This is a genomic window from Lactobacillus sp. (genome assembly GCF_014803895.1).
In genome coordinates this window covers 1-26,305 of sequence record NZ_JAAVAU010000014.1, presented here as the reverse complement: position 1 = coordinate 26,305, position 26,305 = coordinate 1, and the positions used below count along the sequence as shown (strand labels likewise).

27 protein-coding genes are annotated in these 26,305 nt (G+C 34.0%); 20 read left to right on the top strand and 7 right to left on the bottom strand.

The genetic code is table 11. From position 1 onward, the window contains the following. Positions 1-11 precede the first annotated feature (11 nt). From HDR40_RS05280 to trxA, 9 genes are all read left to right on the top strand, one after another. On the top strand, positions 12-977 hold the full coding sequence (locus tag HDR40_RS05280; RefSeq protein WP_290627268.1) for a bifunctional oligoribonuclease/PAP phosphatase NrnA: 966 nt from the start codon (positions 12-14) through the stop codon (positions 975-977). Then, positions 961-2,340, top strand: a complete 1,380-nt coding sequence (locus HDR40_RS05275; protein WP_290627266.1) for a DEAD/DEAH box helicase — start codon at positions 961-963, stop codon at positions 2,338-2,340. The genes HDR40_RS05280 and HDR40_RS05275 overlap by 17 nt, the downstream gene beginning before the upstream one ends. Before the next feature lie 246 nt (positions 2,341-2,586). Beyond that, positions 2,587-5,235, top strand: a complete 2,649-nt coding sequence (gene alaS / locus HDR40_RS05270) for an alanine--tRNA ligase (RefSeq protein ID WP_290627264.1) — start codon at positions 2,587-2,589, stop codon at positions 5,233-5,235. Positions 5,236-5,287: 52 nt separating this feature from the next. Beyond that, positions 5,288-5,545 (top strand): IreB family regulatory phosphoprotein, encoded by a 258-nt coding sequence (locus HDR40_RS05265; protein ID WP_290627262.1) that lies wholly within the window; start codon positions 5,288-5,290, stop codon positions 5,543-5,545. Continuing rightward, positions 5,545-5,973, top strand: coding sequence for a Holliday junction resolvase RuvX (gene ruvX / locus HDR40_RS05260; protein ID WP_290627242.1), 429 nt, complete (start codon positions 5,545-5,547; stop codon positions 5,971-5,973). The genes HDR40_RS05265 and ruvX overlap by 1 nt, the downstream gene beginning before the upstream one ends. 2 nt (positions 5,974-5,975) lie before the next feature. Then, positions 5,976-6,287, top strand: coding sequence for a DUF1292 domain-containing protein (locus HDR40_RS05255; RefSeq protein ID WP_290627240.1), 312 nt, complete (start codon positions 5,976-5,978; stop codon positions 6,285-6,287). Between the two features lie 51 nt (positions 6,288-6,338). Next, a complete protein-coding gene (locus HDR40_RS05250; RefSeq protein WP_290627239.1) occupies positions 6,339-6,881 on the top strand; it encodes a CvpA family protein in 543 nt (180 codons plus the stop codon). 43 nt (positions 6,882-6,924) lie between these two features. Beyond that, positions 6,925-9,288, top strand: coding sequence for an endonuclease MutS2 (locus HDR40_RS05245; protein ID WP_290627237.1), 2,364 nt, complete (start codon positions 6,925-6,927; stop codon positions 9,286-9,288). A 78-nt stretch (positions 9,289-9,366) separates the two neighbouring features. Next, positions 9,367-9,678 (top strand): thioredoxin, encoded by a 312-nt coding sequence (gene trxA / locus HDR40_RS05240; RefSeq protein ID WP_290627235.1) that lies wholly within the window; start codon positions 9,367-9,369, stop codon positions 9,676-9,678. Positions 9,679-9,717: 39 nt separating this feature from the next. Here the strand turns inward: trxA and HDR40_RS05235 are convergent, their stop codons facing one another. Further along, a complete protein-coding gene (locus HDR40_RS05235) occupies positions 9,718-10,116 on the bottom strand; it encodes a YslB family protein (RefSeq protein WP_290627233.1) in 399 nt (132 codons plus the stop codon). Between the two features lie 101 nt (positions 10,117-10,217). On the opposite strand from HDR40_RS05235, the gene murI reads away from it, so the two are divergent. Further along, positions 10,218-11,003 carry a glutamate racemase gene (gene murI, locus HDR40_RS05230; protein ID WP_290627232.1) on the top strand — a complete coding sequence of 262 codons (786 nt, stop codon included), beginning with the start codon at positions 10,218-10,220 and terminating at the stop codon, positions 11,001-11,003. Positions 11,004-11,014: 11 nt separating this feature from the next. Beyond that, a complete protein-coding gene (locus HDR40_RS05225; protein ID WP_290627230.1) occupies positions 11,015-11,641 on the top strand; it encodes an XTP/dITP diphosphatase in 627 nt (208 codons plus the stop codon). Between the two features lie 30 nt (positions 11,642-11,671). Here the strand turns inward: HDR40_RS05225 and HDR40_RS05220 are convergent, their stop codons facing one another. After that, on the bottom strand, positions 11,672-12,523 hold the full coding sequence (locus HDR40_RS05220; RefSeq protein ID WP_290627228.1) for a mechanosensitive ion channel family protein: 852 nt from the start codon (positions 12,521-12,523) through the stop codon (positions 11,672-11,674). Positions 12,524-12,644: 121 nt separating this feature from the next. On the opposite strand from HDR40_RS05220, the gene HDR40_RS05215 reads away from it, so the two are divergent. Together HDR40_RS05215 and HDR40_RS05210 are read left to right on the top strand one after the other, a co-directional pair. After that, on the top strand, positions 12,645-13,076 hold the full coding sequence (locus tag HDR40_RS05215) for a DUF948 domain-containing protein (protein ID WP_290627226.1): 432 nt from the start codon (positions 12,645-12,647) through the stop codon (positions 13,074-13,076). 26 nt (positions 13,077-13,102) lie between these two features. After that, a complete protein-coding gene (locus HDR40_RS05210; RefSeq protein WP_290627224.1) occupies positions 13,103-13,441 on the top strand; it encodes a DUF1269 domain-containing family protein in 339 nt (112 codons plus the stop codon). A gap of 89 nt (positions 13,442-13,530) precedes the next feature. Here the strand turns inward: HDR40_RS05210 and HDR40_RS05205 are convergent, their stop codons facing one another. After that, positions 13,531-14,634 (bottom strand): Xaa-Pro peptidase family protein, encoded by a 1,104-nt coding sequence (locus HDR40_RS05205; protein WP_290627222.1) that lies wholly within the window; start codon positions 14,632-14,634, stop codon positions 13,531-13,533. Positions 14,635-14,791: 157 nt separating this feature from the next. On the opposite strand from HDR40_RS05205, the gene HDR40_RS05200 reads away from it, so the two are divergent. Next, positions 14,792-15,793, top strand: a complete 1,002-nt coding sequence (locus HDR40_RS05200) for a substrate-binding domain-containing protein (RefSeq protein WP_290627220.1) — start codon at positions 14,792-14,794, stop codon at positions 15,791-15,793. 48 nt (positions 15,794-15,841) lie between these two features. Here the strand turns inward: HDR40_RS05200 and HDR40_RS05195 are convergent, their stop codons facing one another. Together HDR40_RS05195 and pepV are read right to left on the bottom strand one after the other, a co-directional pair. After that, positions 15,842-18,475 (bottom strand): transglycosylase domain-containing protein, encoded by a 2,634-nt coding sequence (locus HDR40_RS05195; protein WP_290627218.1) that lies wholly within the window; start codon positions 18,473-18,475, stop codon positions 15,842-15,844. 99 nt (positions 18,476-18,574) lie between these two features. Beyond that, positions 18,575-19,972 (bottom strand): dipeptidase PepV, encoded by a 1,398-nt coding sequence (gene pepV / locus HDR40_RS05190; RefSeq protein WP_290627216.1) that lies wholly within the window; start codon positions 19,970-19,972, stop codon positions 18,575-18,577. A 245-nt stretch (positions 19,973-20,217) separates the two neighbouring features. Between pepV and HDR40_RS05185 the strand changes: the two genes are divergently transcribed. From HDR40_RS05185 to HDR40_RS05165, 5 genes are read left to right on the top strand one after another with little or no spacing between them, the layout of a single operon-like run. Further along, entirely contained in the window at positions 20,218-20,550 is a 333-nt protein-coding gene (locus HDR40_RS05185; RefSeq protein WP_290627214.1) for a hypothetical protein, read from the top strand. A 17-nt stretch (positions 20,551-20,567) separates the two neighbouring features. After that, positions 20,568-21,932 carry a bifunctional UDP-sugar hydrolase/5'-nucleotidase gene (locus HDR40_RS05180; RefSeq protein WP_290627212.1) on the top strand — a complete coding sequence of 455 codons (1,365 nt, stop codon included), beginning with the start codon at positions 20,568-20,570 and terminating at the stop codon, positions 21,930-21,932. Between the two features lie 16 nt (positions 21,933-21,948). Continuing rightward, on the top strand, positions 21,949-22,521 hold the full coding sequence (locus HDR40_RS05175; RefSeq protein WP_290627210.1) for a YutD family protein: 573 nt from the start codon (positions 21,949-21,951) through the stop codon (positions 22,519-22,521). A gap of 2 nt (positions 22,522-22,523) precedes the next feature. After that, positions 22,524-23,306, top strand: coding sequence for a TIGR01457 family HAD-type hydrolase (locus HDR40_RS05170; RefSeq protein WP_290627208.1), 783 nt, complete (start codon positions 22,524-22,526; stop codon positions 23,304-23,306). Continuing rightward, positions 23,294-23,920, top strand: coding sequence for a TIGR01906 family membrane protein (locus HDR40_RS05165; RefSeq protein WP_290627206.1), 627 nt, complete (start codon positions 23,294-23,296; stop codon positions 23,918-23,920). The genes HDR40_RS05170 and HDR40_RS05165 overlap by 13 nt, the downstream gene beginning before the upstream one ends. Here HDR40_RS05165 and HDR40_RS05160 read toward each other — a convergent pair. Together HDR40_RS05160 and HDR40_RS05155 are read right to left on the bottom strand one after the other, a co-directional pair. Continuing rightward, positions 23,917-24,564, bottom strand: a complete 648-nt coding sequence (locus tag HDR40_RS05160; RefSeq protein ID WP_290627204.1) for a VTT domain-containing protein — start codon at positions 24,562-24,564, stop codon at positions 23,917-23,919. The genes HDR40_RS05165 and HDR40_RS05160 overlap by 4 nt on opposite strands. 14 nt (positions 24,565-24,578) lie before the next feature. Beyond that, complete coding sequence (locus tag HDR40_RS05155; RefSeq protein ID WP_290627202.1) at positions 24,579-25,532, bottom strand: NAD(P)/FAD-dependent oxidoreductase; 954 nt, start codon at positions 25,530-25,532, stop codon at positions 24,579-24,581. 84 nt (positions 25,533-25,616) lie between these two features. On the opposite strand from HDR40_RS05155, the gene HDR40_RS05150 reads away from it, so the two are divergent. Continuing rightward, complete coding sequence (locus HDR40_RS05150; protein ID WP_290627200.1) at positions 25,617-25,982, top strand: CvfD/Ygs/GSP13 family RNA-binding post-transcriptional regulator; 366 nt, start codon at positions 25,617-25,619, stop codon at positions 25,980-25,982. Positions 25,983-26,305 lie beyond the last annotated feature (323 nt).

Below are 26,305 nucleotides of genomic sequence, written 5' to 3'. Positions count from 1 at the left end.
AAGGAGATACTATGGCAACTTTTGATGAAATATACGAAAAAATAAAAGAATATCCAACTATTATTTTACATAGACACACTAGTCCCGATCCTGATGCTTTAGGTTCACAAGCAGGTCTTGCACGGGCACTTAAGGCAACTTTTCCAGAAAAAAGAATTTTATGTGCTGGTGAAAATGATGAAGGTGATTTGGCTTGGATTAATACGATGGATGAAGTGACTGAAGATGATTACCAGGGGGCACTTGTAATTACTACTGATACTGCAAATACTCCAAGAATTTCTAATAAATTATATGATAAAGGTGCTTTTTTAATTAAAATCGACCATCATCCAGATGTTGATCCATATGCAGATATGAGTTATGTTGATCCAGATTCACCAGCTGCTTCCCAAATCATTGCAGAATTTTTAAATGCTGAAGGAATTAAAATCACTCCTGATATTGCCTATCCACTTTATGCAGGTATGGTAGGTGATACTGGTCGCTTTATGTATCCAGAAACCTCTGCTAAAACTTTTGAAATTGCTGCTCAATTAGCTAAAACAGGTATTAATATTACTGAAATTGCTAGAAATATTAGTGATGTGAGCTTTGAACAAGCTAAGCTTCAAGCTAAGGCAATGGATGAAATGGTTGTTGATCCAAGTGGAGCAGCTTATGCAATTTTAACTCAAAAAGACTTAAAGGAACTTGGTGTAACTGGTGACCAAGCTTCTGTAACTGTTTCTACACCAGGTAGAATTAAAGATATTATTGCTTGGAATGTATTTGTAGAAAAGCCAGATGGTACTTATCGTGTACACTATCGTTCAAAGGCTCCTGTCATTAATCATTTGGCAGAACAACATGATGGTGGAGGACATGCTTTAGCTAGTGGTGCAAATGCCAAAGATTTAGATGAAGTTAAGCAAGTCTTTAATGAACTTGTTGAAGTAACAAAGAAATATAGAGAAGAACATGATACAAACAAATAATATTTTTGAAAATGAAAAACTAAGACCAGAGTTAAAATCTGGCCTTGAAAAAATTAATTTTAAAAAACCAACCAAAGTTCAAGAAAAAGTTATTCCAGAGCTTTTAATTGGCGATAGTGTGGTTGTTCAAGCTGCTACTGGTTCTGGTAAAACGCACGCATATTTAATTCCAATTTTGAATATGATCGATGAAAAGGTTCCAGTAACTCAAGCAATTGTTACTGCTCCTAGTAGAGAATTAGCTACTCAATTGTATAAAGTTGCACGTCAATTGCGGGATGCAGCTGGTTTGAAGATTTCGATTGAATATCTTGGTGGAGGAAATGATCGTAACCGTCAAATTGAAAAGGCTGAAAGTAATGCTCCTCAATTAGTAATTGCTACGCCAGGACGTTTACACGATTTTGTTTCTAAAAAAATTATTAATTTAGAAAATGTAAAAGTCTTTATTATTGATGAAGCTGATATGACACTTGATATGGGCTTTTTACATCAAATGGATGAAATTATTGGAAAATTAGGCAAAGATGCTATATTAGGTGCATTTTCTGCAACCATTCCAGTTAAATTAGAGAATTTCTTGCGTAAGTACATGGCAAAGCCAGAATTTATTGTAATTGATAATCCTGCTGTTATTGCTCCTACAATTCAGAATGACCTAATTGATGTGGGTTCAAAGGATAAAAAGCAACTTCTTTATAAGCTTTTAACTATGGGTCAGCCTTATCTAGCTCTAGTTTTTGCCAATACTAAGAAGACAGTCGATGAACTAGCTCGTTATCTTGAAGATCAAGGATTGAAAGTTGCAAAAATTCATGGTGGTATTACTGAAAGAGAACGTAAACGAATTATTCGTCAAGTTCGACAAGGGCAGTATCAATATGTGGTGGCGAGTGATTTAGCAGCTCGTGGAATTGATATTGATGGTGTAAGTTTAGTAATTAACTATGAAATTCCTAAGGATTTAGAATTTGTTATCCACCGTATTGGTAGAACTGGTAGAAATAATTTACCAGGACATGCGATTACTTTAATTTATGATGACGAAATGTCAGATATTGAAGACTTGGAAAAATTAGGCATTCATTTTGACTTTAAAGAGTTAAGAAATGGTGAATTAGTGGAAAGAACACACTATCACCGTCGTGACAATCGTCGAGTACGTAGTCAAAAGTTAGATAATCGCTTAGTTGGTATGGTTAAAAAAGCCAAAAAGAAACGTAAGCCAGGCTATAAAAAGAAAATTAAGCAAGCTATTCAAAAAGATCGTCAACAAAAGCGTAAGCTTGAAGAACGTCATCAGATGCGTAAGGCTAAACGAAAACGTAAGCGTGAACGTGATCGTGCTCGTGAAAGTGAATAACTTTTAAAAATAAAATTTTTGTAGTAAAATAAACGAAGCTTAGGATATGTCTTTAATAATAAAACTTCAAAGAGAGGACTTACAGGTGAGAAGGTCTAGTTTTAGTTTAAAGATGCTCCCTAAACCTTAAATAACGAGATAAATTATTAAGAGGTAACAAACACTGTTGCAATCAAGGTGGTACCGCGCATAAAGCGTCCTTGTTTTAGCAATGGTGTTTTTTATATTTTATTTAGGAGTATTGTAATGAAAAAATTGACTAGCTCACAAGTTCGTCAAATGTTTTTAGACTTTTTTAAAGAAAAAGGTCATATGGTAATGCAAAGTGCATCCTTAATACCACAAGATGACCCAACTTTACTTTGGATCAATTCAGGTGTTGCGACTATGAAGAAATATTTTGATGGTTCAGTTGTTCCTAAGAACCATCGTATTACTTCTTCTCAAAAATCAATTAGAACTAATGATATTGAAAATGTTGGTAAGACTGCTCGTCACCAAACTTTCTTTGAAATGCTTGGTAACTTTTCTGTTGGTGATTACTTCAAAAAAGAAGTTATCCCTTGGGCATGGGAATTTTTAACTAGTCCAAAATGGTTAGGCTTAGATCCAGATAAACTTTATGTAACTGTATATCCAAAGGATACTGATGCTTACCACATGTGGCATGATGTTGTAGGATTACCAGATGATCATATTGTGAAGTTAGAAGATAATTTCTGGGATATTGGTGAAGGCCCATGTGGTCCCGATTCAGAAATTTTCTATGATCGTGGTCAAGAGAATAATGATGTGGCTGAGGATGATCCTGAAAACTTCCCAGGTGGAGAAAATGCTCGTTACCTTGAAATTTGGAATATTGTTTTCTCACAATTTAACCACTTGCCAAATGGTAAATATGTTGATCAACCACATAAGAATATCGATACTGGTATGGGCTTAGAACGTGTTGTTTCAATTATTCAAGATGCGCCAACCAACTTTGAAACTGACTTATTCATGCCAATTATTCGCGCAACTGAAAAGTTGAGTGACGGTAAAGTTTATGGTCAGAATAAAGAAGATGATATTGCCTTTAAGATTATTGCCGACCATGTTCGTGCTGTAAGTTTTGCAATTGCTGATGGAGCTTTACCATCTAACTCTGGTCGTGGGTATGTTCTTCGTCGTTTAATTAGACGTGCTGACTTAAATGGTCAACGCTTGGGTATTAAGGGTTCATTCTTATACAAGCTTGTACCAGTAGTTGGTGAAATTATGCAAAGTCATTATCCAGAAGTTACTGATCAACAATCATTTATTCAAAAAGTAATTAAGAATGAAGAAGAAAGATTCCAAGTTACTCTTTCATCTGGATTAAACTTACTTGATAACTTAATTGCCGAAGCTAAGAAGAGCGATGAAAAAATAATTTCTGGTAAAGATGCCTTTAAGTTATTTGATACTTATGGTTTCCCTTATGAATTAACTTTTGAAGCTGCTCAAGATGCAGGTTTAAAGGTTGATAAGAAGGGCTTTGATGAAGAAATGAAAGCTCAAAAAGAACGCGCACGTAATGCTCGCGGTAACTTACAATCAATGGGTTCACAAGATGTAACTTTGATGAATATCAAAGATAAAAGTGAATTTGAATATGGTGTGTTAGAAGAAAAGCATGCTAAATTAATTGATATTGTTGTTGATGACAAGTTAGTTGATACAGCTGATGGTGAAAATGCAACTTTAGTGTTTGATAAGACACCATTTTATGCAGAACGTGGTGGACAAGTAGCAGATCATGGTGAAATTTTGAATCAAAATGGTGAATTGGTTGCGCGCGTAACTGATGTGCAACATGCACCAAATGATCAAAACTTACATTTTGTAGATGTTGTTTTACCTCTTAAAAAAGGTGAAGAATACATTCTTAAGGTTGATCAAAAACGTCGTCGTGGCTTAAAACACAACCATACCGCTACTCACTTACTTCATGCTGCTCTTCGTGAAGTTTTAGGTACTCATACTCACCAGGCAGGTTCTTTAGTTGAACCTGACTATTTAAGATTTGACTTTACTAGTTTGGAGCCAATGACTAAGAAGGAAATAGCAGCTGTTGAAAAACTCGTTAATGAAAAAATTTGGGAAGAAATCCCAGTTAAGACTACAGTAACTGACCCAGATACTGGTTTAAAGATGGGTGCTTTAGCTTTATTTGGTGAAAAGTACGGCGATAGCGTGCGTGTAGTTCAAATTGATGACTTCTCAACTGAATTTTGTGGTGGTACTCACTGTGAGAATACTGACCAAATCGGTATGTTAAAGATTGTTTCTGAATCAGCTGTTGGTGCTGGTACACGTAGAATTATTGCAGTAACTGGTCCAGAAGCTTATAATTATGTAACTGAACGTGATAATATCTTAAAAGATATTCAAGAAGACGTTAAGGCAACTAAGGTCGAAGATGTTGAGTCTAAGATTAATTCAATTGAAGCTGATTTACGTGCAAGTCAAAAGGAAGTTGAACAATTAAAGGCTCAAATCAACCAGGCTAAAGCGGGTGACTTGTTTAATGATGTTAAGCAAGTTAAAGACTTGACTGTAATTGCTAAGATTGCTGATGTTGAAGGTATGAATGACTTACGTGAACTTTCAGATAATTGGAAGAGTTCTAATAAGTCAGATGTTTTAGTTTTAGGTGCCAAGATTGGTGATAAAGCGAACATGATCATTAGCTTAGATGATAAGGCAGTTAAGGCTGGTCTTAAAGCAGGTGACTTAATTAAGATTGCTGCTCCTATCTTTGGTGGTGGCGGTGGTGGCCGTCCAAATATGGCTCAAGCAGGTGGTAAAAATCCAGCCGGCTTAGCTGATGCTGTTGCAAAAGTGTTACAAGAAGTAGAAGATAAACAAAATTAATTGAGTTAAGTTTGTAATTCAAGTAAAATTAAGTGGATAGGAGGAATTTTTTATGAGTTCGCTAGATAAGACAATGCACTTTGACTTTAATCAAAATAAGGATAAGAATGTATACGATACTCTGCAGGATGTATATGCCGCATTGGAAGAAAAGGGGTATAACCCAATTAACCAAATTGTTGGCTACTTACTTTCCGGCGACCCAGCATATATTCCTCGTCATAATGATGCCCGCAATTTGATCTTGAAGCATGAACGTGATGAGATTATTGAAGAATTAGTAAAAAGCTATTTAGGAAAAGATAAGTAATGCGACTATTAGGTTTAGATATTGGTAGTAAGACTGTAGGAGTAGCAATGAGTGATCCTTTAGGTATTACTGCCCAGGAAGTCGAAACGATTCCAATTGATGAATCAAAGTTTAATTTTGGAATGCGTCGCATTCGACAACTAGTTCGAAAATATGGCATAGATGGTTTTGTATTGGGACTACCTAAGAATATGGATGGCAGTGATGGTCATTCGGTTCAACGAAGTCGCGATTATGGTAAACGCTTAGAAGATAAGTTTGGGTTGCCTGTACATTATAGTGATGAGCGATTAACTACTATTGAGGCAAATCGAATTTTAGTTGAACAAGCAGGTATTCATGATCGTCATGATCGTAAAAAAGTCATTGATCAAATGGCGGCAGTGCTAATTTTGCAAAATTATTTAGAAACAATACGAAAGGATTAGAAATGAGCGAAAAGATGAACGCAGATCAAATGGATCGTCAAATTACTTTGATTGACGAAAATGGCAATGAAGAATTATTTGATATTTTGTTTACCTTTACCTCTGATGATTATGGTAAATCTTATGTTTTACTTTATCCTGATGCAGTAGGTGAAGGAGAAGATGTTGAAGTTCAAGCTTTCAGTTATGATGCAGATGAAGATGGCGAAGTAACTAGCTCTGATTTGCATGAAATTGAAGATGATGATGAATGGAATATGGTTCAAGGTGTCTTGAATACTTTTTTGTCAGATGATCGCTTGAGTGGTGAATAACCTTCAAAAAAGACTGGCTTAGCTGGTCTTTTTTTGCGTAAAGGATGAATTATGTTTTCTTTTTTCTTAATATTAATTTTTATCTATTGCTGCTATGTAGGATATCGACGTGGCTTAATTTATGAAGGAATGACAGCTGCCGGTTATTTAGTAAGCTTTATTATTGCAGTTTTTTTATACCATCCCGTAGGTAACTTTTTAAGTATGTGGGTACCATATCCATCTGCTAGTGACAAAAGTACTTTTGCTTTCTTTGATCAAACAACAGGTTTGACCTTAGATAAATCATTTTATGCAGCGGTTGGCTTTACTGTAGTACTATTGTTTTGCTTTTTAATATGGCGCTTAATTATGACAGCATTTAACAGCTTTAAATATGTTGATTTGGCTCCAGCAATTAATACGTGGGGTAGTGTGCTAGTAGCATTAATTGTTACTGCCATTACACTATGTTTATTATTATTTATTTTAGCAACGATTCCTTCTGATCCTTTGCAAAATGCATTAGGCCACTCTTTATTGGCAAATAGTATTTTGCGTTATTCTCCAGGAATCTCTAGCTTATTTACACATTTGTTTATAACATCAGTTTAAAAAGAGGTCCCGGATGCGGGACCTTTTTGTTAAGGTAGAAATAATGAATTCAAAGATTATCGAAAAATTAGAATATAAAAATATTACAAAACAACTTAGTAATTATGCAATTACTGCTCCTGCTAAAAAGCGGTCGATTAATTTAATGCCAAGTAGTGATTATGAAACTGTAAAACAATCAATAGCTCAGACTAGGGTATTATCAAATATTTTACGTATAAAAGGACCATTACCCTTAACGGATTTTGAGGATGTACGTCCAAGCATCAAACGCTTGAAAGTAGAAGCTGATCTGAATGCCAAGGAATTGGGCAATATATTCTTAATTTTGAGTTTAGCCAAAGACGTGGGTAATTTTACAGCTGATTTAGAAGAGCGTGAAATTGAAATAAAACCTATTGAAAAGTTTTTAGAAGCTCTTGATGTACCAGAAGATTTGCTCCGCCAACTTACTAGATCGCTTGAATTTGATGGTACTATTTTAGATAGTGCATCATCAGAGTTGGTTAGAATTCGTCATGATATGCAAGCTAATGAAATTGAAATTAAAAATCGAATGGAAAACTACGTTAAAGGAGGTTCAAGTCAATACCTTTCTGAAAATATAGTGACAATCAGAGATGGTCGCTATGTAATTCCTGTTAAGCAGGAATATAAGAATAAATTTGGTGGGGTAGTCCATGATCAAAGTGCAAGTGGACAAACATTATTTGTTGAACCACAGGCTGTCTTAAATTTAAATAATCGACAGCAGAATTTATTGGCTCAAGAGCATCAAGAAATTCGAAAAATTTTAAAAAATTTATCTAACTTAGCTCGTGAGTATCAAGGAGAAATTTTAGCTAATGCACAAGCTTTGACTGAGTTAGATTTTTTGAGCGCCAAAAGTAAATTAGCTAAGGCAATGAAGGCAACTGAGCCAGTTTTAAATGAAAATTATCAAGTGAAAATGATTCAAGCTCGGCATCCCTTGATTGATCCCGATAAAGTTGTAGCTAATGATATTGAACTTGGTATAAATTTTGATACGATGTTGATTACGGGACCTAATACAGGTGGTAAGACTATTACTTTAAAGACTCTTGGTTTGCTACAATTAATGGCTCAATCTGGCCTTTTTGTGACAGCGCAAGAAGGTAGTCAGCTAAGTGTATTTAACGAAATTTATGCTGATATTGGTGATGAACAGTCAATTGAACAATCATTAAGTACTTTTTCTTCTCATATGGATCAAATTATTAATATTATGAGAAAAGTTAATAATCAAGATTTGGTTCTTTTGGATGAATTAGGAGCTGGTACGGATCCCGAAGAGGGTGCGAGCCTAGCTATCTCTATTCTTGATTATCTGCGCGATACAGACGCTAAAATAGCAATTACGACTCATTATCCAGAGCTGAAACTTTATGGCTATAATCGCCCCAGAACAACAAATGCTTCAATGGAATTTGATATTAAAACTTTATCTCCAACGTATAAGTTACATATTGGTATTCCCGGTCAAAGTAATGCCTTTGCAATTGTACGTCACTTGGGGATGAATAATTCTGTCGTAAAAAATGCGGAGAGTTTGATGAAAGATGAAGATAGCGATATCAATAAGATGATTGAACGCTTGAGTCAACAAACTAAAGATGCTGAAAATTATCGCCAAGAGATGATTAATAATCTAAATCGTAGTGCTAGTTTAAAGAAGAAATTACAAGACGGTCTTGACTGGTATAATCAACAAGTTAAAAAACAACTTGAACTTTCTCAACAAAAAGTAGATGAAATGTTAGCTAAAAAGCGTAAAAAGGCCGATCAAATTATTAGTGACTTAGAGCAACAAAGACGCGCTGGAGGGCAAGTTCGTACTAATAAGGTAATTGAGGCTAAGGGTGGCTTAAATGCACTTGAACGCGAAAATAAGAACCTTACTCAAAATAAAGTACTTCAACGTGAAAAACGTCGTCACAATGTTAAAGTAGGAGATGATGTTAAGGTTCTTTCTTATGGCCAAATGGGAACAATTACTAAAAAATTAAGTGATCATGATTATGAAGTTCAAATTGGAATTTTAAAAGTTAAAGTTTCGGATCGTGATATTGAAAAAGTTTCAGTAGCCAAGCCTAAAAAAGAGCAAGTTTCAGTTCGTTCATCCCGTGGGTTACGTTCTAACAATGTTCGTAGTGAATTAGATCTACGTGGTCAACGCTATGAAGAAGCCTTAACAAATCTTGATCGTTATATTGATGCAGCCTTGCTAGCAGGTTTAAGTACGGTGACAATTATTCACGGTATTGGAACTGGGGCCATTAGAACTGGGGTACAAAAGTATCTTAAGCGTAACCGACACGTGAAAGATTTTGGTTTTGCTCCAGCTAATGAAGGTGGTACAGGAGCTACGATTGTTCATTTTAATTAAGCAATTTACTTGCAAAAAGTAAGTATAAGCATTAAACTATGGGTAACATTGAAATAGAGTTTTTGAGAGGTAATTACTATGATTGATGAAATTACAGATGCAACTTTTGAAGAAGAAACTAGCGAAGGCGTTGTTTTAACTGATTTTTGGGCAGTTTGGTGTGGTCCATGTAAGATGCAAACTCCAGTAGTTGAACAATTATCTGAAGAAATGGATGACGTTAAGTTTACTTCCATGGATGTAGATAAGAATCAAGAAACTGCTAAGGAACTTGGCATTATGGCTATCCCAACTTTACTGATCAAGAAAGATGGTAAGATTGTTGATCGCCTAACTGGTTTTACTCCAAAGGAAAAGTTAGCAAGCATTTTAGAACAATATACTGATTAATGTAATAAAAAAGGCTTAGCGTTTGCTAAGCCTTTTTCTTTAATCTGATTGGGCAGTGATTTCAACATAATGTTCTTTTGGATACACTGTTGCCGAAGCTTCTGTAATTTTACCAGAGTGGCGTTGGAGACATTCAGCGATAATACCACTTTCTAATGAGAATTCGTGACTATCACTATCTAAGCGGTCAGAGACTGATTGTCCTGTTAATTTAAAGAGAGCATAATGTTTCTTGTCTTTAATTAATTCTAATTCGCCAAACTCTGCCATATTGAAGAAGTCGATTAGATCTTCAATTGTTGAGAGAGCGTATTTACGGCTAATATGCTTCCCTGCCCAGTATAGAATTTCACTGTCATCTTTTCCTAAAATTGTGGGAAGAAGAAAATCTCGATATAGTGAATTGATAAAGTAAATATGTTCTGTTGATTCTGTCATGCTTTTCATTTCCTTTTGTGTTCTTTTGTATTTTAACCTAAAATGAGTACAGTAGAAAAGAGAATTTAAAAAAATCTAATTTTATATTGAAGGAGAATATCATGGATAATCGTCCTATTGGTGTATTAGACTCGGGTTCCGGCGGTTTGACTGTCTTAAAAAAAGTAATTGAAAAAATTCCAACAGAGTCCACAATTTTTATTGGTGATCAGGCAAATATGCCTTATGGGGATAAAAGTAAAGAAGAAATTATTTCTTTAACACGTGATAGTGTAAAGTTTTTATTGAGTAAAGATGTAAAATTGATTATTTTTGGCTGTAACACTGCAACAGCAGCTGCAATGTCAGTTATCCAAAAAGAAGTACCAATGCAGATTATCGGTGTCATTCAATCTGGTGCTTTAGCAGCAGCTAGAACTACTGAAACGGCTAAAGTAGCTGTAATTGGTACCCATGCAACAGTTGAAAGTCACGCGTATTTAAATGAAATTAAATTTAGAGATAATAATATTGACGTTACTGAATTTAGTGAGCCTGCATTGGCACCTTTAGCTGAAGAGGATCCAGGTGAAGATATAAAGCAGAAAGTTGTTGCAGAAAGTTTAGCTCCCTTACAAGAAGTGGATTATGATACTTTGGTTTTAGGGTGTACACATTATCCATTACTTCAAAAAGAAATTATAAAGGTTGTTGGTGAAGATAAAAAAATTGTTGATCCAGCTGATCAAGTAGCACAATATACTTATAATGTATTAAAACGAGATGACCTATTTAGTAATGGGCCCGTTAAGCATGAGTATTATACTACTGGGGATGCAGCTCATTTTGAAAAATTAGCGCGTGAGTGGATGGATGATTCAACCCTAACTGTTGAACACGTAGATTAGGAAGTAAAATTATGGATACATTATTATTTGCGACTAACAATAAAAATAAAGCTAAAGAAGTGGAAGAATCCTTTAAGAAGATAAATTTTCCTATCAAGGTTATTACTAACCAAGATTTAGATAATCCACCTCATGTTTTAGAAACAGGTACAACCTTTTTAGCAAATGCTAAATTAAAAGCTCATGAGATGGCAGATTTTAGCCATTTACCGACTTTGGCAGATGACTCGGGACTTTGTGTTGATAAATTAAACGGCGCTCCTGGTGTCCATTCTGCTCGTTATGGTGGCGAAGCTCACAACGACGCTAGAAATAATGCAAAATTGTTAGTAGAATTAGGCGGTGTGCCTAAGGAAAAGAGAACTGCGACATTTCATAGCACAATGGTAGTTTCATGGCCAAGACATTTTGACCAAGATCTTGTAACTGAAGGTGAAATCAAAGGCGAGATTTTGACAAGTCCTCGTGGTGAAGGAACTTTTGGTTATGATCCATTGTTCTTTGTTCCAGATAAAGGGAAGACCTTTGCGGAGATGACAGTTGATGAAAAGAATGCTATTTCTCATCGTGGTCAAGCTTTAAGGATGTTACTTGCGGAACTTCCAGCTTGGTGGAAGAAAATGGAAGCTGAAAAATAAAAAGGGAATGCTCAAGCATTCCCTTTTTATTTAACTAAGTGTAACTTCTAATTTTTGTAATTCTTTAATATAAGCAGAGAAGTAGGCATTCTTTATTGAGGCTTCTGAGTGAGCTGAAATAATTTGAAAATGGATTCGATAAGTTAAACTATCTCCATCTTGCTCAGTTAATCCAATAATATCAGGGCCTTTTTTTATTTGATGAACAAATTTATTTTTTAAAGAATGATTAGCGATAGTAATCGCCTGGGCAACCTTTTTAAGGTCAGTGTCACTAGAAATTTTTAAATCAATATTGAATCCAATTCCTCCACGGGTAATATTTTCGACAACAGTAATCTGTCGATTGGGGATATAAATGATTGTATTATTGGAATCTTTTAGACGAGTAGTTCTAAGACCTAAGGCCATAACAGTACCAGTATAGTCATTGATTGATACAATATCACCAACGTCATATTGTCCTTCACTTAAGAGTGTTAAACCAGTTACTAAATCACTAACAAATCCTTGTGCTCCCATACCTAAAGCAAGTGATAAGATTCCAGCACTGGCTAATAAAGTTCCAACTGGTAAACCTAAAATACTAAGTAATTCGTAGAGGTAGAAAAATAAAATTGTATATCTAAAAGAATTAACCACTAATTCAGAAATAGTTCTTGTTCTACCTGTAATTTTTTTATTATAGCGAGGATTTTTTAAGATATATTTATCAATTAATCGTTGACCTAGTCGCCAAATAATATAAAAGATAAGGCTTAAAATAATAAGTTGAAAACTTTTATTTACGATATTATGGGTAATGTCGTCCCAATTAATTTCAATAGATTTAATTTTCTTTTTTTGAATATTTTTTAATAAAGTTGATGAAATACTGCTCAAAAAAGCCCTCCTTACGTGGTTTTGTATAGAAAATTATACCAAAATATTGAAAGCTATTCATTGCTTGAAAAAATAATTAATGCTAGACTTCATATAAGAGAGTAAAAATGGAGGAAAAAACATGACTATTTCTATTGGTGCGTTAGCAGGCTTGATCGCGGCTATTGCGTTCTTAATTTTAGTATTGTTTACACTCCCTCTACTTATTAGCGCTAATAAGACTATGAAAAAGTTAGACTCAACTGTTGAGAGCACTAACAAGACTGTTGAATTAATGACTCAACAGGCTAATGTCTTAATGGATGAAACACAAGATCTTTTAGCTAAAAGTAATGTTTTGCTTGGAGATGTTAATGAGAAGGTTGCAGAATTAGATCCTGTAGTTAAAGCTGCAGCTGATCTTGGTGAGACTGTCTCAGATATTAATGATTCATCAAAACGTGTAGCTAGTCGAGTTTCTAGTTTAGGTGTAACTAATGCTGGCATTGGCATTTTTACATCATTAGCTAGTCGTCTTTTTGCTAGACGTAAGCGCCGTAGAGGGCAAGATTAATTAAGAATTGAAAGGAAGATATTATTATGAGTAAAGCTGGTAGTTTTATTTTCGGTAGTATTATTGGTTTAGGTGCTGGTTTAGTTGCTGCATCTTTATTGATTCCTGAAGAAAAGACTAAGGAAGTTAAGGAAAAACTTCGCGATAACGATAAGCTTCAAGATTTAAAGAAGAAATATGATAAGGGGACTGAAGCAATTAAGACACAATTATCTTCATTCCCAAATAATATTGAAGATGATTCTGAACTTAAGGACTTTGATGATATCGTTATTGATGATACTGATAAAGATCTTGGTAAAGATGATAAAGAAAATCAAGAAGCAGTTGATGATTTAAAGAGCTCAGAAACTGCAGCTGATTAATAAATTTAAATTTATATATAATAATTAATTGGATAAATTAATTATAAAAAAAGGGGAGTAGTTGACCTACTTCCCTTTTTTATTGTTTTTTAATCTTTAACTGGAATATATTTAAGTTCTTTGCTAGTTTTAGTGAAAGTTTCAAAGCCGTTTTTAGTAACTACACCACAGTCTTCGATTCTTACACCAGCAACGTTTGGAATATAGATCCCTGGTTCAATAGAGAAACACATACCTTCTTCTAAAACTACATCATTGCCTTCCATAATTTGTGGAAATTCGTGGACATCCATTCCGATACCATGGCCTAAACGGTGAATGAAGTATTCACCGTAACCTGCTTTAGTGATAATATCACGAGCAACTGCATCTAATTCACTAGCAGTGATACCAGGTTTAGCAGCTTCAATTGCTGCTTGTTGAGCTTCACGATCAACTTCGTAAATTTCTTTTTCCTTTTCAGTAGGTTCTCCATATGCAACTGTTCTACTTGAATCCGAAGCATATCCTTCATGCATGGTTCCTAAATCAAATAGGACTAACTCATTTGGTTGAATAGTATTCATTGTAGGGCCTAAGTGAGGATTAGCAGCATTTTTACCAGCTTGAACAATAGTTTCAAAGCTAGTATTCATTACACCCTTTTGAAGTTTTAATTGATAGTCAATTTGTCCAGCTACGTAACGTTCAGTTACACCAGTTCTCAAAGTATCGAACCCAATTTGAAAGGCAAAATCAGCTTCCTGACCAGCTTTCTTTAGTTGTTCGACTTCCTCATCTGTTTTGATTAAACGACTTTTAGCGATGAATGGAGACACATTCCCACTAAAATTAGAATCAGGTAAAGCTTCACGTAAATATTCAAGACGAACAACTGGTAAATGTTCTTTTTCGACAGCAATTTTTTTAGGATCAACCCGTTTTTTTATTAATTCAGCAATTTTAGCCCATGGATCTTCGTGGTCAAGGTAACCATAAACTTCACCATTCCAAGCGGAATTTTTAGCTTCCTCAACATTTAGTTCTGGAGCAAAAATAAATGCTGGCTTGTCCTTAAAAGCGATTAAAGCAAAAATTCTTTCATGAGGTTCCATACTGTAACCTGTAAAGTAGTTAATACTAATTGGATCAGAGATGTAGGCAACATCGGTATCAGTGTCAATTAACCATTGACTTAATTTATCTAAATTCATAAATCCACCTTTTTCTAGTATAATAAAACCTTATCTAATTAATTATAGGTGAGTATAACATATTTGCTCAAGAAAATACCATTTTAGTCGCAAACGCTTGCACTAAAATTGTTTTCTTGTTAAGTTATAATAAGAATTACAAAGGTGTGATAAAAACATGCAAAAACAAGAAGTAACAATTTATGATGTCGCTCGTGAAGCGGGAGTGTCAATGGCAACAGTTTCTCGAGTTGTGAATGGTAATACTAATGTTAGAGAAGAAACTCGGCAAAAAGTTTCTGCTGTTATTGAGCGCTTGCATTATCAACCTAATGCTGTTGCTCAGGGACTTGCTTCAAAGAAAACTACTACAGTTGGTTTGATCGTTGCTGGATTAACAAATTTACACTTTACAGAATTAGCTAAAGGTATTGATGATATTGCTGCGATGTATAAATATAATATCATTTTATCAAGTGTTGAGAATAATTTGCTTTCAGAAGAAAAAGTTATTCAAGGACTTTTGAATAAACAAGTTGATGGCGTAATTTATATGTCTAACAGAATGTCTGATAAAGCGCGGGAAGCATTTGCTAGAACTAATACACCAGTTGTTTTAGCTGGTACAGTTGATGAAACTAATGAATTTGGTAGTGTTTCAATTGATTATAAAGCAGCTGAAAAAGATGTTTTTGATTTATTTTACAAAGATGGTAAAAGAAAGCTAGCTCTCGCAGTTGGCGATAAAGATGCTTTTGTTAACAAGGGTAATCGAATTGTTTCTTATCAAGAGTTTTTACAAGATCATAATCTTGGCCCAGCTAATATATATGAACATATTGTAAGTTATGAAGATGGATATGAACTAGCTGATAGATTAGTAAGAGATCATATTGATGGAATAATGGTAAGTAGAGATTTACCAGCTGCTGGTGTAATTAATGCTTTGACTGAAAAGGGAGTAAAAATACCTGAAGAATTTGAGGTTATTTCAGCTTCTTCTACAAATATTGCTAAAGTTGTGAGACCGCATTTAACTACAATTCAGCAACCACTTTATGATATTGGTGCAGTAGCAATGAGAATGTTAACTAAGTTAATGAATAAGGAAGAACTTAATGAAAAACATGTATCATTAGGTCACACTGTCCGTTATGGTCAAACCACATTAAACAAATAATAGAGTTTTAGATAATAAAAAAGTGATGTGCATTGCACATCACTTTTTTTAGTTGCCAGTGGTAGAACTAGTTCCTTGTGTCGTCTGTGATTGAGAATTAGTATTTGTACTACTTGTACTGTTAGTAGAGTTTTCACTAGACGTTCGCTGGTTGCTACTATCGGTATTGGTATTATTAGAGCTATTAGAAGTAGATCCTTCAGATGTCTTCTTTGAGCTGCTGGCACTAACAAAAAGACTACTGATATTCTTTGTATTCTTAGAAATTGTCTTACCCGTGTAGAGTAGTATTTGTCCGTACTTAGTATTTTTACCTAAGTAGTAATTATAGAACAAGTTGTAATCTTTATTAGAAGCTCCGATACCAAATTCTGCACTTGCTGGGGAAGCTGACTTCAAACTTAAAGCAGTTGTAGTATCACCATCAAGTGAGATTTCTTGTCCGTTCCAACTAACAGTACCAGGTAGGGTACCAGTTTCTTTTAAAACTGTAGAGCGTTTAACTGTTGATGGCTGAGCACTAACTGCATCTAGTTTAAAGATACTTGGATCAACCTTGTAAAGAGCATTAGCAATATTAGCCCAAAGGGTTAGGTTAGTAGTGCTGGAGCTTGAGTCAAGGTTGTATGTATGACCATAATAATTGTCATAACCGATCCAACTAGAAATAGTAATTCCTGGAGTAGAACCATTAAACCAAATATCACGATAGTCATTACTTGTACCAGTTTTACCAATTAAAGTAGAAGAATCGAAATTAAGCATACTACTTAAGCTTGATGCAGTACCGGATTTAACAACCTGGCGTAGCATCTTTTGCATAATATAAGCTGTACCTGAGGAGTATACACGTTGTGTCTTTTCCTTGTGTTTGTAAATTACTTTTCCAGAAGGATCAGTAATCTTATCGATATAATATGCATCTGCACGTTTTCCATTGTTATAGAAGTTAGAAAAGGCACTAGCATTCTCGGCTACTGAGAATCCATAATCAGTACCACCTAAGGCAATACCCAGACTCTTGTACTCGTTATTAGATAAATTTAAACCTAGCTTTTTCATAGTAGATTTAACATTAATTTTACTAGATCGTAATCTACTATAAAGGTTAACAGCTGGAATATTATATGACTTAGCTAATGCTTCTTGAGCTGAAACAAATTTATTCTGTGTTGTTGAATCATAATCGGTTGGAATATATTTTCCAAAATGAGTAGGGAAGTCAGCAAGCGCAGTTTGAGTGGAAATAATTTGATTTTCAATTGCTGGAGCATATACCAGATATGGCTTAATAGAAGATCCTGGTGAACGATAAGTATCAAAAGCGTGGTTAGTTTGAGAACTATTAAAGTCAACACCACCGCTAAAGGCTAAAACCTTACCTGTCGAGTTATCAATGACGACAGTACCATTTTGGACATGCTCTGTAGTAGTAGTCCATTTATTAGTAGAGGAATTATAATCACGACTAGTATGATCTTCTCCGAGGTTAGTATTCTTAACGACTTTATTTAATTCAGTATAAAGTGACTTACGAATAGTGGTATGAATTTTATAGCCCTTTTCGTGTAAGAGTTCATACGCATTATTTTGATATTGATTATAACGGTTAGTATCTTTTTTGACATCAGCTACTTTAAGATTATCCTGCTTGATAAGGTAGTTAGTTAATATTTCCATTCCCTTATTGAATGCAAGGTTGTAGAGATAACTACTTTGTTTTTTGACTTCAGGAGCTACAGTAGGTTTTAAGAAGTCTTTTCGTAAATCATACTTTTTCGCTTTCAGATATTGAGATTTAGTAATATCGCCATTTCGATACATTCTAAATAAAACAATATCTTTTCGGCGCATAGCTAAACTTAAATCTTTTTTTACTTCACCGTTAGAATCATAAGGAGTATAAACGGATGGACTTTGTGGTAAACCAGCTAAAAACGCTGCTTCGGGAAGAGTTAAATCTTTGAGTGATTTACCAAAAATACCTTCACTTGCGGTTTTGATACCAGTAATATTTTGACCACTATTATTTTTACCATAAGGTGCAGCATTTAAATAAGCAGTAATGATTTGTTCTTTAGAAAAATGATTTTCTAATTTTCGAGCATAAAGCATTTCTGTGATTTTACGCCGCCAAGTAGTTTGGCTAGTCAAAAACTGCATCTTAACTAGTTGTTGAGTCAAAGTTGATCCACCAGTTTGAACACCAATTCCTAATAATTCCGAAATTACTGCTCTAACAATAGACTTAGGTAACACGCCATGGTGTTTATAAAAAGTTTCATCTTCAGTAGCAGTAACTGCCTTTTTAATTAAAGGCGTTAATTCACTACTTGTAGCCTTAGTTACCTTTGTATCTGGAGTGACAGTAGCAATTTTTTCATTATCTGCATAATAAAGTGTAGCTGAACTAGCTGAGTGATTTATTTGTTGAGATAATTGCTTAACTGTCGGAACAGATTGCTGACGAACAATACCTAGTGCATAACCTCCACCAAAGCCTACTAAAATAAAGACTAAAAATACAATTCCAACTATTACGTAGCGGAAAATACGATGTAAAGTTAAATAGGTAATACTACTATAAAAAGATATTTTACTTTCTTGGGACTCTTGTTCTAATTTAGAAACCTTAGGACCAGAGAATAAAAAGTTGTGTATTTTTTCTTTTAATTTTTGCACAAATACAGATCCTTTTTTGAAATAAATTTATTTTTCTATTAATTATAGCAGAAAAAAGAGCAATCTTTTGATTGCTCTTGTTACGAAATTATTAATATTTTACTTAGTGAGTTCATAAATTGCTTCTGCATAGATAGCAATCGAATCAATTAAGTCGTCAACCTTCATGTATTCATTAGGTTGGTGCATTACTAAAGGTGCATCTTCAGGTTGGGCACCAAAGGCAACACCATGTTCGAAGAGGCGACCATAAGTACCGCCACCAATAACAGTTTCGTGTCCTTTTTTGCCAGTTTGTTTTTCATAAACTGATAGCAAAGTTTTAACAATTGGATCATCGCCAGGCACATAGTGAGGTTCTTCTTCGCGACCATCTACTCTGGCAACTAAAATATCACCAAACTTTTCATTAATTTGGTTGACCATCTTTTCAGCATTAGTACCTTGTGGGAAGCGAACATTATTTAAGATATAAGCATTTTGGGCATCAACTTTAAATACTGATGGAGAACTTACTAAATCACCCATTAAGTCATCATGATGGAAGATACCTAATTTTTTACCCTTAAAGTCTTCGTGTTCAACGCTAGCTAAGAAATGAATAAAGTTCTTGGCTTGACCATCAAAGCTCAAAGTATCTAAGAAGCTAGCAAGATAAGTAGCAGCATTTTTACCAGTTTCAGGTGCAGAAGCGTGAGCGCCGTGACCAGTTAAACTTAATTCAGCTTGACCACTGATCATTTCAAATTTACCCTCAAGCTTGTTGTCTTTCAAAAAGTCTTCGTATTTCTTCTTAATATCAGTTAAATTATCACTTTCAATCAAAGCATGAGCTGTATGAGGGATAACATTAGCTGCAGTTCCTGAATTGAAGGCGAAAAGTTTTACATCACCTTCAGATAAGTCTTCTTTGAAGTCTAATTTTAAAGTTACAATTCCTTGTTCACCGTTAATAATAGGAAATTCTGCATCAGGTGAAAAAGCCATATCTGGTGTTGGTTCATGTTTTAAGTAGTACTCAATCCCAACCCAGTTGGTTTCTTCGTTAGTACCTAAAACAAAGTCAATCTTCTTGTTAGGTTTAAAGCCATTTTCTTTCAAAATAAGCATTGCATAGTATGCGGCAAGAGATGGACCTTTATCATCTGCACTACCACGGCCGTAAATCTTACCATCCTTGATGATCATTTTGAATGGATCAGTATTCCAACCATCGCCTCCAGGCACAACATCCACGTGACCGATAATACCTAAGCGTTCCTTGCCTTTACCAAAATTAATTCGGCCTGCATAGTTGTCAAAGTTTTCAGTATCAAATCCATCGCGTTGAGCAAAGTGTAAGAACTTTTCTAATGCTTTAGCAGCACCTGGACCTACAGGATACTTTTCACTCTTATGTTCTAAATCTTCGGAAGAATCAATTGCAATCAATTCTTCTAAATCATGAAGAATATCTTCTTTCTTTTCTTGGGCTAATTTTTTGTAATCTAATTCCATAAATAATTAACTCCTTAATTTTTTATTTTTTGTATCTGATTAAATATTACAGCATTTTTGGACTTAAAAGTTAAAAAATTCGTATTTAGTTTATTTAATCTGAGCTAATAAATAAGCCAAAAGTTTTGTGATACAATAACTCAAGGTTCTATTTTTGGCTCAAGGCTGGGAATAACGTAAAGTAATTTAAAAAGCATATTTGAAGTTCTATAGGTCATAATCAAGTAGAAAGAGTTGTGATATAAATGGCAAAAGCTTATCAACAATTAAACTTAATTGAAGAAGTAACTCGTAATGATGGTAGTAAATATTATGAGATTTCTAATATTGATCAAAATGGAATTGCGGAATTGGCTGTTGATCGTGGAGATATTAAAAGAGTTCGGATTCTTCAATTAAATTTGCCGCGAACAACTGCTTTAATCACTTATGAAAAATATATCAATGATAATTACAATCTTGAAACTTTAACTGATGAAAATGATTGGCGCCATCCGTCTTGGATTGAGTGGGATAAACCAAAAGGAAAAATTTTAGATGCCTATAAGATGATTTTAAAAGCTAATCGAATTGGTTAATGTGAGAGGTAATAGGGATGGAAAATTTAAGAATACTACATACTAATGATCTTCATTCACATTTTGAACAATTTCCTAAGATTGGACGTTATCTGAAACAAGCACAAGCTGATAAAAGTGTTGATCAAGTACTCACATTTGATGCAGGAGATTTTATGGATCGGTCCCATCCTTTGTCAGATGCTACAGAAGGACAGAGTAATATTGCTTTGATGAATGAATTTCATTATGATGCTATAACGATTGGCAATAATGAAGGAATCTCTAATCCCCATTGGGTATTAGAGAAGTTATTTGATCAGGCACAGTTTCCAGTATTATTGGCAAACTTACGTGAAGAAGACGAAAGTATGCCTACTTGGTGTAAACCCTATAAAATTATTAAAACAAATAAAGGAACACGTATTGCTATTATTGGTTTAACAGCTGCTTATCCGCTGACGTATGGGCCAAATAAATGGCATGTAAAATTAATTTCAGAGACAATGGAAAAAGTTTTGCCTGAAATAAAAGGGCAATATGATATGTTAATGGTTATTAGTCATATTGGTTTGACAATGGACCGTTATTTGGCAGAGCATTATCCAGAAATTAATTTGATTATTGGCGGACATAGCCATGATTTAATCCCCAATGGAGAAAAAGTAAACCATACTTGGATAACGCAAACTGGTAAATGGGGACGTTATATCGGTGATATCCAAGTTAAGCTCAATGATCAGCATCAAGTTGTAAAAATCACCCCTTCAACGGTTGCTGTAAATAAATTACCTTCGGTTTATGGGGATGAAAATTTTATTGAAACATTGCGTACTCAAGGTACAAATCTTTTGAAAGGTAGAAAAATAGCAAAATTACCCCAAAAATTTGCTGAAGATAAAATGGTAACTATTCAGGCAGCTTTAGATGCAACTAGTAATTTTGCAGGAACCGATATTGCCGTTTTAAATAGTGGTTTATTTTTAGATTCATTTAAACCGGGAGTGCTTTCTGAAGCAGAGTTACAGTATGTTTTACCTCATCCGATGCATGTTGTTAGAACACGCTTAAAAGGAAGCGATTTATGGCGAATGGTCATGGAGATGGAGAAGAATCGACATTTTTTAAGAAAATTCCCACTTAAAGGGATGAGTTTCAGAGGTAAGATTTTTGGCGATATTATTTATAAAGGAATTACTGTCGACAAAGAAAATCGTACCGTTTATGTTAATGGTAAAGAGATTGATCCTACTCAAGAATATGTCTTGGCCTTGCTTGATCATTATGTATTGATACCATTTTTTCCGACAATTTCAATTATGGGTGAGAATGAGTTTTTATTCCCAAATTATTTGCGCACTGTAGTAGGTGATTACTTAGCAAGAAAATATCCTTTAGACTAATTAGATTGATGATGGTATGGAGAAACAAACAGAAAAAAGATATACGAAAAAAAATGATGAAGATAAGAAGAAATTATATCATTCGCTTGCAAAAGTTTATCGTGAAGGTAATATTGTCACCATTGATAATCGCCAGTATGAAATTTTAGACAATGTAAAAGAAGCTTTAGATATTGAAATTTTGAGAGAAAAGTATGATCCTTATTTAAATCAATACGATTATTTAGTCGGCGATGTGTCTAGCGATCATTTGCGATTAAAGGGATTTTATGATGCTACAGATCGAGCTGCGATTGATAAAAAAGCTAATGCGATTGTTGATTATTTGGAAGAATATTGTAATCCAGGTAGTCCGTATTTTGTGTTACATTTATTAGGGCAAAATGAAGTCAAAAAGATTGTGCTAGGACGTCAAAATCGCAAAAAACGTAATAATATTTCTAACAAAAATAAAAAGAAAAATTATACGCCTCACTTTAAGGAACGGAAAGTTCATCGTTCTCGTATCAAAAAGAATACTTTTGCAATGAAAAAGAAAAAACCGGGACAACGTAAGCAAAGATTTGTGATTAAGAAGAGAAAGGGTTAAATATGAAGAATCATAAATATGAGGGCTATCTCATTGATTTAGATGGGACGGTTTATCGGGGACCTAAAACCATTCAAACCGGTGTAAATTTTGTACATCGCTTGCAAGAAAAAGAAATACCATATTTGTTTTTGACTAATAACACTACTAGAACACGTGAAATGGTAGCTGATAAATTAAGACACCATGGTATTGAGACTGATATAGACCATATCTATACTCCAGTACTAGCTACTATTTCATATTTACTGGAGGAAAATCCAGGAGTAGACAAAATTCCTGTCTATATTATTGGTGAAACTGGATTGAAAGAAGGAATTTTACAGAATGATCATTTTTACCTTGATGAAAGAAATCCAAGATATGTAATTGTAGGGATGGATACTGATTTAACTTATCAAAAAATAAAAATTGCCACTCGAGCAATTAGAAATGGGGCAGTTTTTATTGGTACTAATCAAGATATGAATTTGCCGTCTGGAGATGAACTACTACCTGGGAATGGGTCCCAATGTGCAATGATTGCTGCTGCTACTGGGGTGGAACCAATTTTTATTGGTAAGCCTTCATCAATTATTGTGAACTATGCTTTGGAATTAATGAAGTTAGATAAACATAGAGCTTTAATAGTTGGTGATAACTATGAAACGGATATTATGGCCGGTATTAATTGTCATATGGATACTTTATTAACTTTAACAGGAGTAAGTACACTAGAACAAATAAAAAATAAACGAACTCAGCCAACATATACTTTAGAAAATTTAGGTAAATGGCTAGTTTAGGAAAAAAATCAATTATTGCAATTATTTATAATTTTTTGTTTGCTATTGCTTCGGCTGCAGTAGGGGCTATTGTTTTGAGTTGGCCATTGTTAGCTCTCTCGATTAAATTTGAGCAGACAGATGCCGTAGTTAAGTTACCCTTAGGTACTATTATGAAAAATTATAACCAATTGATGTTTTATTTGCTTTGGCCGTTTAAAAGAATCCTAAAAATGACAAATTTTCCGACGTCAGTTAAGGCAGCCCAGCATTTTTATGAATGCAAGTTATTATTTAGTTTGGCTTTGATTGCCTTTATAATGGGAATAATAATTTTTCTTTTTTTGTATCGACGCAAAAAGTTATCTTATCTTCACTTAAAGTCAATTGAAATAGTAATTTTTATGTTGCTACCATTGGTGCTTTTGCCGTTAGCAATGACTAATTTTGATCAGTTTTTTATTGTTTTCCATCATTTACTTTTTAACAATAATAATTGGTTGTTTGATCCTAATACTGATCCTATTATTAATGTTTTAACAGAAAACTTTTTTGCTAGCTGTTTTGTGGCTGCTGCAATAATTTATGAATTATATTTTGCAATTTTATTTTGGCAAAATAAAAAGGAGCTTTAAAGCTCCTTTTTTTGTACAATTTTTTTACGTAACCAAATAATGAGAACTGGAACAACAGATACTAAAATAATACCTAAAACGATAAATGAGAAGTGATTTTGAACAACTGGAATATTACCAAAGAAGTAACCAACTAAGGCAAATAAACTTACCCATAAAAATCCACCGATAAAATTATATAGAATAAAAGTTCTATAGTGCATTTTACTTGCTCCAGAAACGAATGGGACGAATGTTCTAATGAATGGAATGAATCGGCCAATGACAATCGTTTTTCCGCCATGAGTAGCGAAGAAATTTTCTGTGGCTTTTCTTTTATTTTCATTAATTAGCTTATTAAACCAAGAATGTTTGGAACCACTATGTTCTGACCAATTACCTATTTCATAATTAATTGTGTCTCCTAGTACGGCTGCAAAAAGAAAAATAATATAGCATATCCAAAAATTAAGTCCATACTTAGGGATAGCAGCCATAGCGCACGCTGCAAAAATTAATGAATCGCCAGGTAAAAATGGAAATACTACTAATCCTGTTTCTATAAAAACAATTAAAAAGAGAATAAGATAGGTCCAGTTACCAAAGGTATTAACAATTGTTACTAAATGCTTATCAATGTGTAAAATAAAATCTATTAAATTCAATTAATTTTCCTTTCTTAGATGCTTGTAGAATGAAGAGTCATTTTCTTTTCTGGAAAAAGATCATTCATAATACTAGTTACAGCAATTTGGGCCTCACCAAATCCTAAAGCAATCATTGGAACACGACCAGGATAAGTTGTAGTATCCCCGATTGCGTAAATTCCTTTAAGATTGGTTTGCATTGTGCGATTAACTTTTAATAAACCATTTTCCAGTTCCAATCCCCACTTACGGAGTTGAAGATTATCTGATCGGAACCCGTAAGCAATTAAAGCTTCGTCAAATCTTTTTTTAACTAATTTGTCTTCCCCTACCGCTTTTAAGGTTAATACTAATTGATTATCCTCAAAAGCAGCTTCTTTTGGAAGGTAAGGGATGAGAAATTCAATATTTTTTAAACTTTTTAGCTTTTCGATACTGGTTTCTAATCCGCGGAATTTATCACGCCGATGAATAATACTGACATTTGATTTTTTAGAAAGTTGGATGGCCCAATCAAGTGCAGAATCTCCACCACCAAATATTGCAATATTTTTATTAGAAAAATTATCTGGATTGGTCATAAAGTAGTGAAAATGTTTTTGAGTCTTTTCATCTAGCTGAAGTGGAAATTTTTTAGGACGAAAAGCACCAAGCCCAGAAGCTATGATAATACTTTTTACTAAATAAGTGTCGTCGATTAAAAAAGTATCATTTTCTTTTCTTTCAATAGTTTTAACTTTATGATTAGTAATGAAAGTTTCGTCACTAGCTTGTTGGTTAAGATTATCTATCAAGCTTGAGCCGGTGATGGTGTTATAACCGGCAATATCGTGGATATTTTTTTGGGGATAAAGCCATTGAACTTGTCCCCCAACTTTGGATAATGCTTCAAAGGTTATTGTTTTTAAACCGTGTAATTTAGCAAATGAACTGGCAAATAGACCTACAGGTCCTGCGCCGATAATAGCAAGATCATAATTATTCATTAAATCGCTCCTCAGTTTTATTTGTATTTATTATTACACAATTTCAGGTTATTTTTTATAAAGACTACTAAAGAAGGGAAATTAATGGCGTTAAAAATTGGAGATATTGTTGAGGGAAAAATAAACGGTATTCAACAATACGGTATTTTTGTAAAACTTAATTCGGAAAAAGAAGGACTGGTTCATATTTCCGAAGTTCATGGTGGTTACGTAGAAGATATTGGTCATGAATTTAAAGTGGGAGAAAAGATTAAAGTTATGATTTTAGATATTGATCCATATAATGGTCAAATTAGTTTGTCTCATCGAGCTGTTCTCCCACCTGTAAAGGAAGCAAGAAAAAAGCATCTACATTTTTGGACTTCAAAGCGTGCTAAATTAGGCTTTGAGATATGTGAAGACGAATTAAAAAAGCAAATAAATAATTTTTTTACAAAAAAGGTTGACTAGAATAAAAAAATCCTGTAAAGTAATGTACGTCGCTTGAGGAGGTAAAGAAAAAGAAAAACTTTTTCTTGCAATACTAAAAAAGTGATGATATAATAAATAAGCTGTCTTCAATAAGAGAGAAGGCAGGTATAAAAAATATCAAAAATATTCTTGCAAAGAAGAATAGAGTATGGTAAAATAAATAAGTCGTCTGTGACGATTTTCGTACCTTGAAAACTGAACAAAGTTTCGCAAAGTGTGCGGGGTAAAAAATACCCCAAACGGAAGCGAAGTCAATTCGCAAGCAATAAATTTGAGATAACAAATCAAAAAATCGTAAAGAG

What these genes read in the sequence shown, in the direction of transcription:
- HDR40_RS05280 (WP_290627268.1), top strand. Translation starts at nt 12, where the DNA reads ATGGCAACTTTTGATGAAATATACGAAAAAATAAAAGAATATCCAACT.
- HDR40_RS05275 (WP_290627266.1), top strand. Translation starts at nt 961, where the DNA reads ATGATACAAACAAATAATATTTTTGAAAATGAAAAACTAAGACCAGAG.
- alaS (WP_290627264.1), top strand. Translation starts at nt 2,587, where the DNA reads ATGAAAAAATTGACTAGCTCACAAGTTCGTCAAATGTTTTTAGACTTT.
- HDR40_RS05265 (WP_290627262.1), top strand. Translation starts at nt 5,288, where the DNA reads ATGAGTTCGCTAGATAAGACAATGCACTTTGACTTTAATCAAAATAAG.
- ruvX (WP_290627242.1), top strand. Translation starts at nt 5,545, where the DNA reads ATGCGACTATTAGGTTTAGATATTGGTAGTAAGACTGTAGGAGTAGCA.
- HDR40_RS05255 (WP_290627240.1), top strand. Translation starts at nt 5,976, where the DNA reads ATGAGCGAAAAGATGAACGCAGATCAAATGGATCGTCAAATTACTTTG.
- HDR40_RS05250 (WP_290627239.1), top strand. Translation starts at nt 6,339, where the DNA reads ATGTTTTCTTTTTTCTTAATATTAATTTTTATCTATTGCTGCTATGTA.
- HDR40_RS05245 (WP_290627237.1), top strand. Translation starts at nt 6,925, where the DNA reads ATGAATTCAAAGATTATCGAAAAATTAGAATATAAAAATATTACAAAA.
- trxA (WP_290627235.1), top strand. Translation starts at nt 9,367, where the DNA reads ATGATTGATGAAATTACAGATGCAACTTTTGAAGAAGAAACTAGCGAA.
- HDR40_RS05235 (WP_290627233.1), bottom strand. Translation starts at nt 10,116, where the DNA reads ATGACAGAATCAACAGAACATATTTACTTTATCAATTCACTATATCGA.
- murI (WP_290627232.1), top strand. Translation starts at nt 10,218, where the DNA reads ATGGATAATCGTCCTATTGGTGTATTAGACTCGGGTTCCGGCGGTTTG.
- HDR40_RS05225 (WP_290627230.1), top strand. Translation starts at nt 11,015, where the DNA reads ATGGATACATTATTATTTGCGACTAACAATAAAAATAAAGCTAAAGAA.
- HDR40_RS05215 (WP_290627226.1), top strand. Translation starts at nt 12,645, where the DNA reads ATGACTATTTCTATTGGTGCGTTAGCAGGCTTGATCGCGGCTATTGCG.
- HDR40_RS05210 (WP_290627224.1), top strand. Translation starts at nt 13,103, where the DNA reads ATGAGTAAAGCTGGTAGTTTTATTTTCGGTAGTATTATTGGTTTAGGT.
- HDR40_RS05205 (WP_290627222.1), bottom strand. Translation starts at nt 14,634, where the DNA reads ATGAATTTAGATAAATTAAGTCAATGGTTAATTGACACTGATACCGAT.
- HDR40_RS05200 (WP_290627220.1), top strand. Translation starts at nt 14,792, where the DNA reads ATGCAAAAACAAGAAGTAACAATTTATGATGTCGCTCGTGAAGCGGGA.
- pepV (WP_290627216.1), bottom strand. Translation starts at nt 19,972, where the DNA reads ATGGAATTAGATTACAAAAAATTAGCCCAAGAAAAGAAAGAAGATATT.
- HDR40_RS05185 (WP_290627214.1), top strand. Translation starts at nt 20,218, where the DNA reads ATGGCAAAAGCTTATCAACAATTAAACTTAATTGAAGAAGTAACTCGT.
- HDR40_RS05180 (WP_290627212.1), top strand. Translation starts at nt 20,568, where the DNA reads ATGGAAAATTTAAGAATACTACATACTAATGATCTTCATTCACATTTT.
- HDR40_RS05175 (WP_290627210.1), top strand. Translation starts at nt 21,949, where the DNA reads ATGGAGAAACAAACAGAAAAAAGATATACGAAAAAAAATGATGAAGAT.
- HDR40_RS05170 (WP_290627208.1), top strand. Translation starts at nt 22,524, where the DNA reads ATGAAGAATCATAAATATGAGGGCTATCTCATTGATTTAGATGGGACG.
- HDR40_RS05165 (WP_290627206.1), top strand. Translation starts at nt 23,294, where the DNA reads ATGGCTAGTTTAGGAAAAAAATCAATTATTGCAATTATTTATAATTTT.
- HDR40_RS05155 (WP_290627202.1), bottom strand. Translation starts at nt 25,532, where the DNA reads ATGAATAATTATGATCTTGCTATTATCGGCGCAGGACCTGTAGGTCTA.
- HDR40_RS05150 (WP_290627200.1), top strand. Translation starts at nt 25,617, where the DNA reads ATGGCGTTAAAAATTGGAGATATTGTTGAGGGAAAAATAAACGGTATT.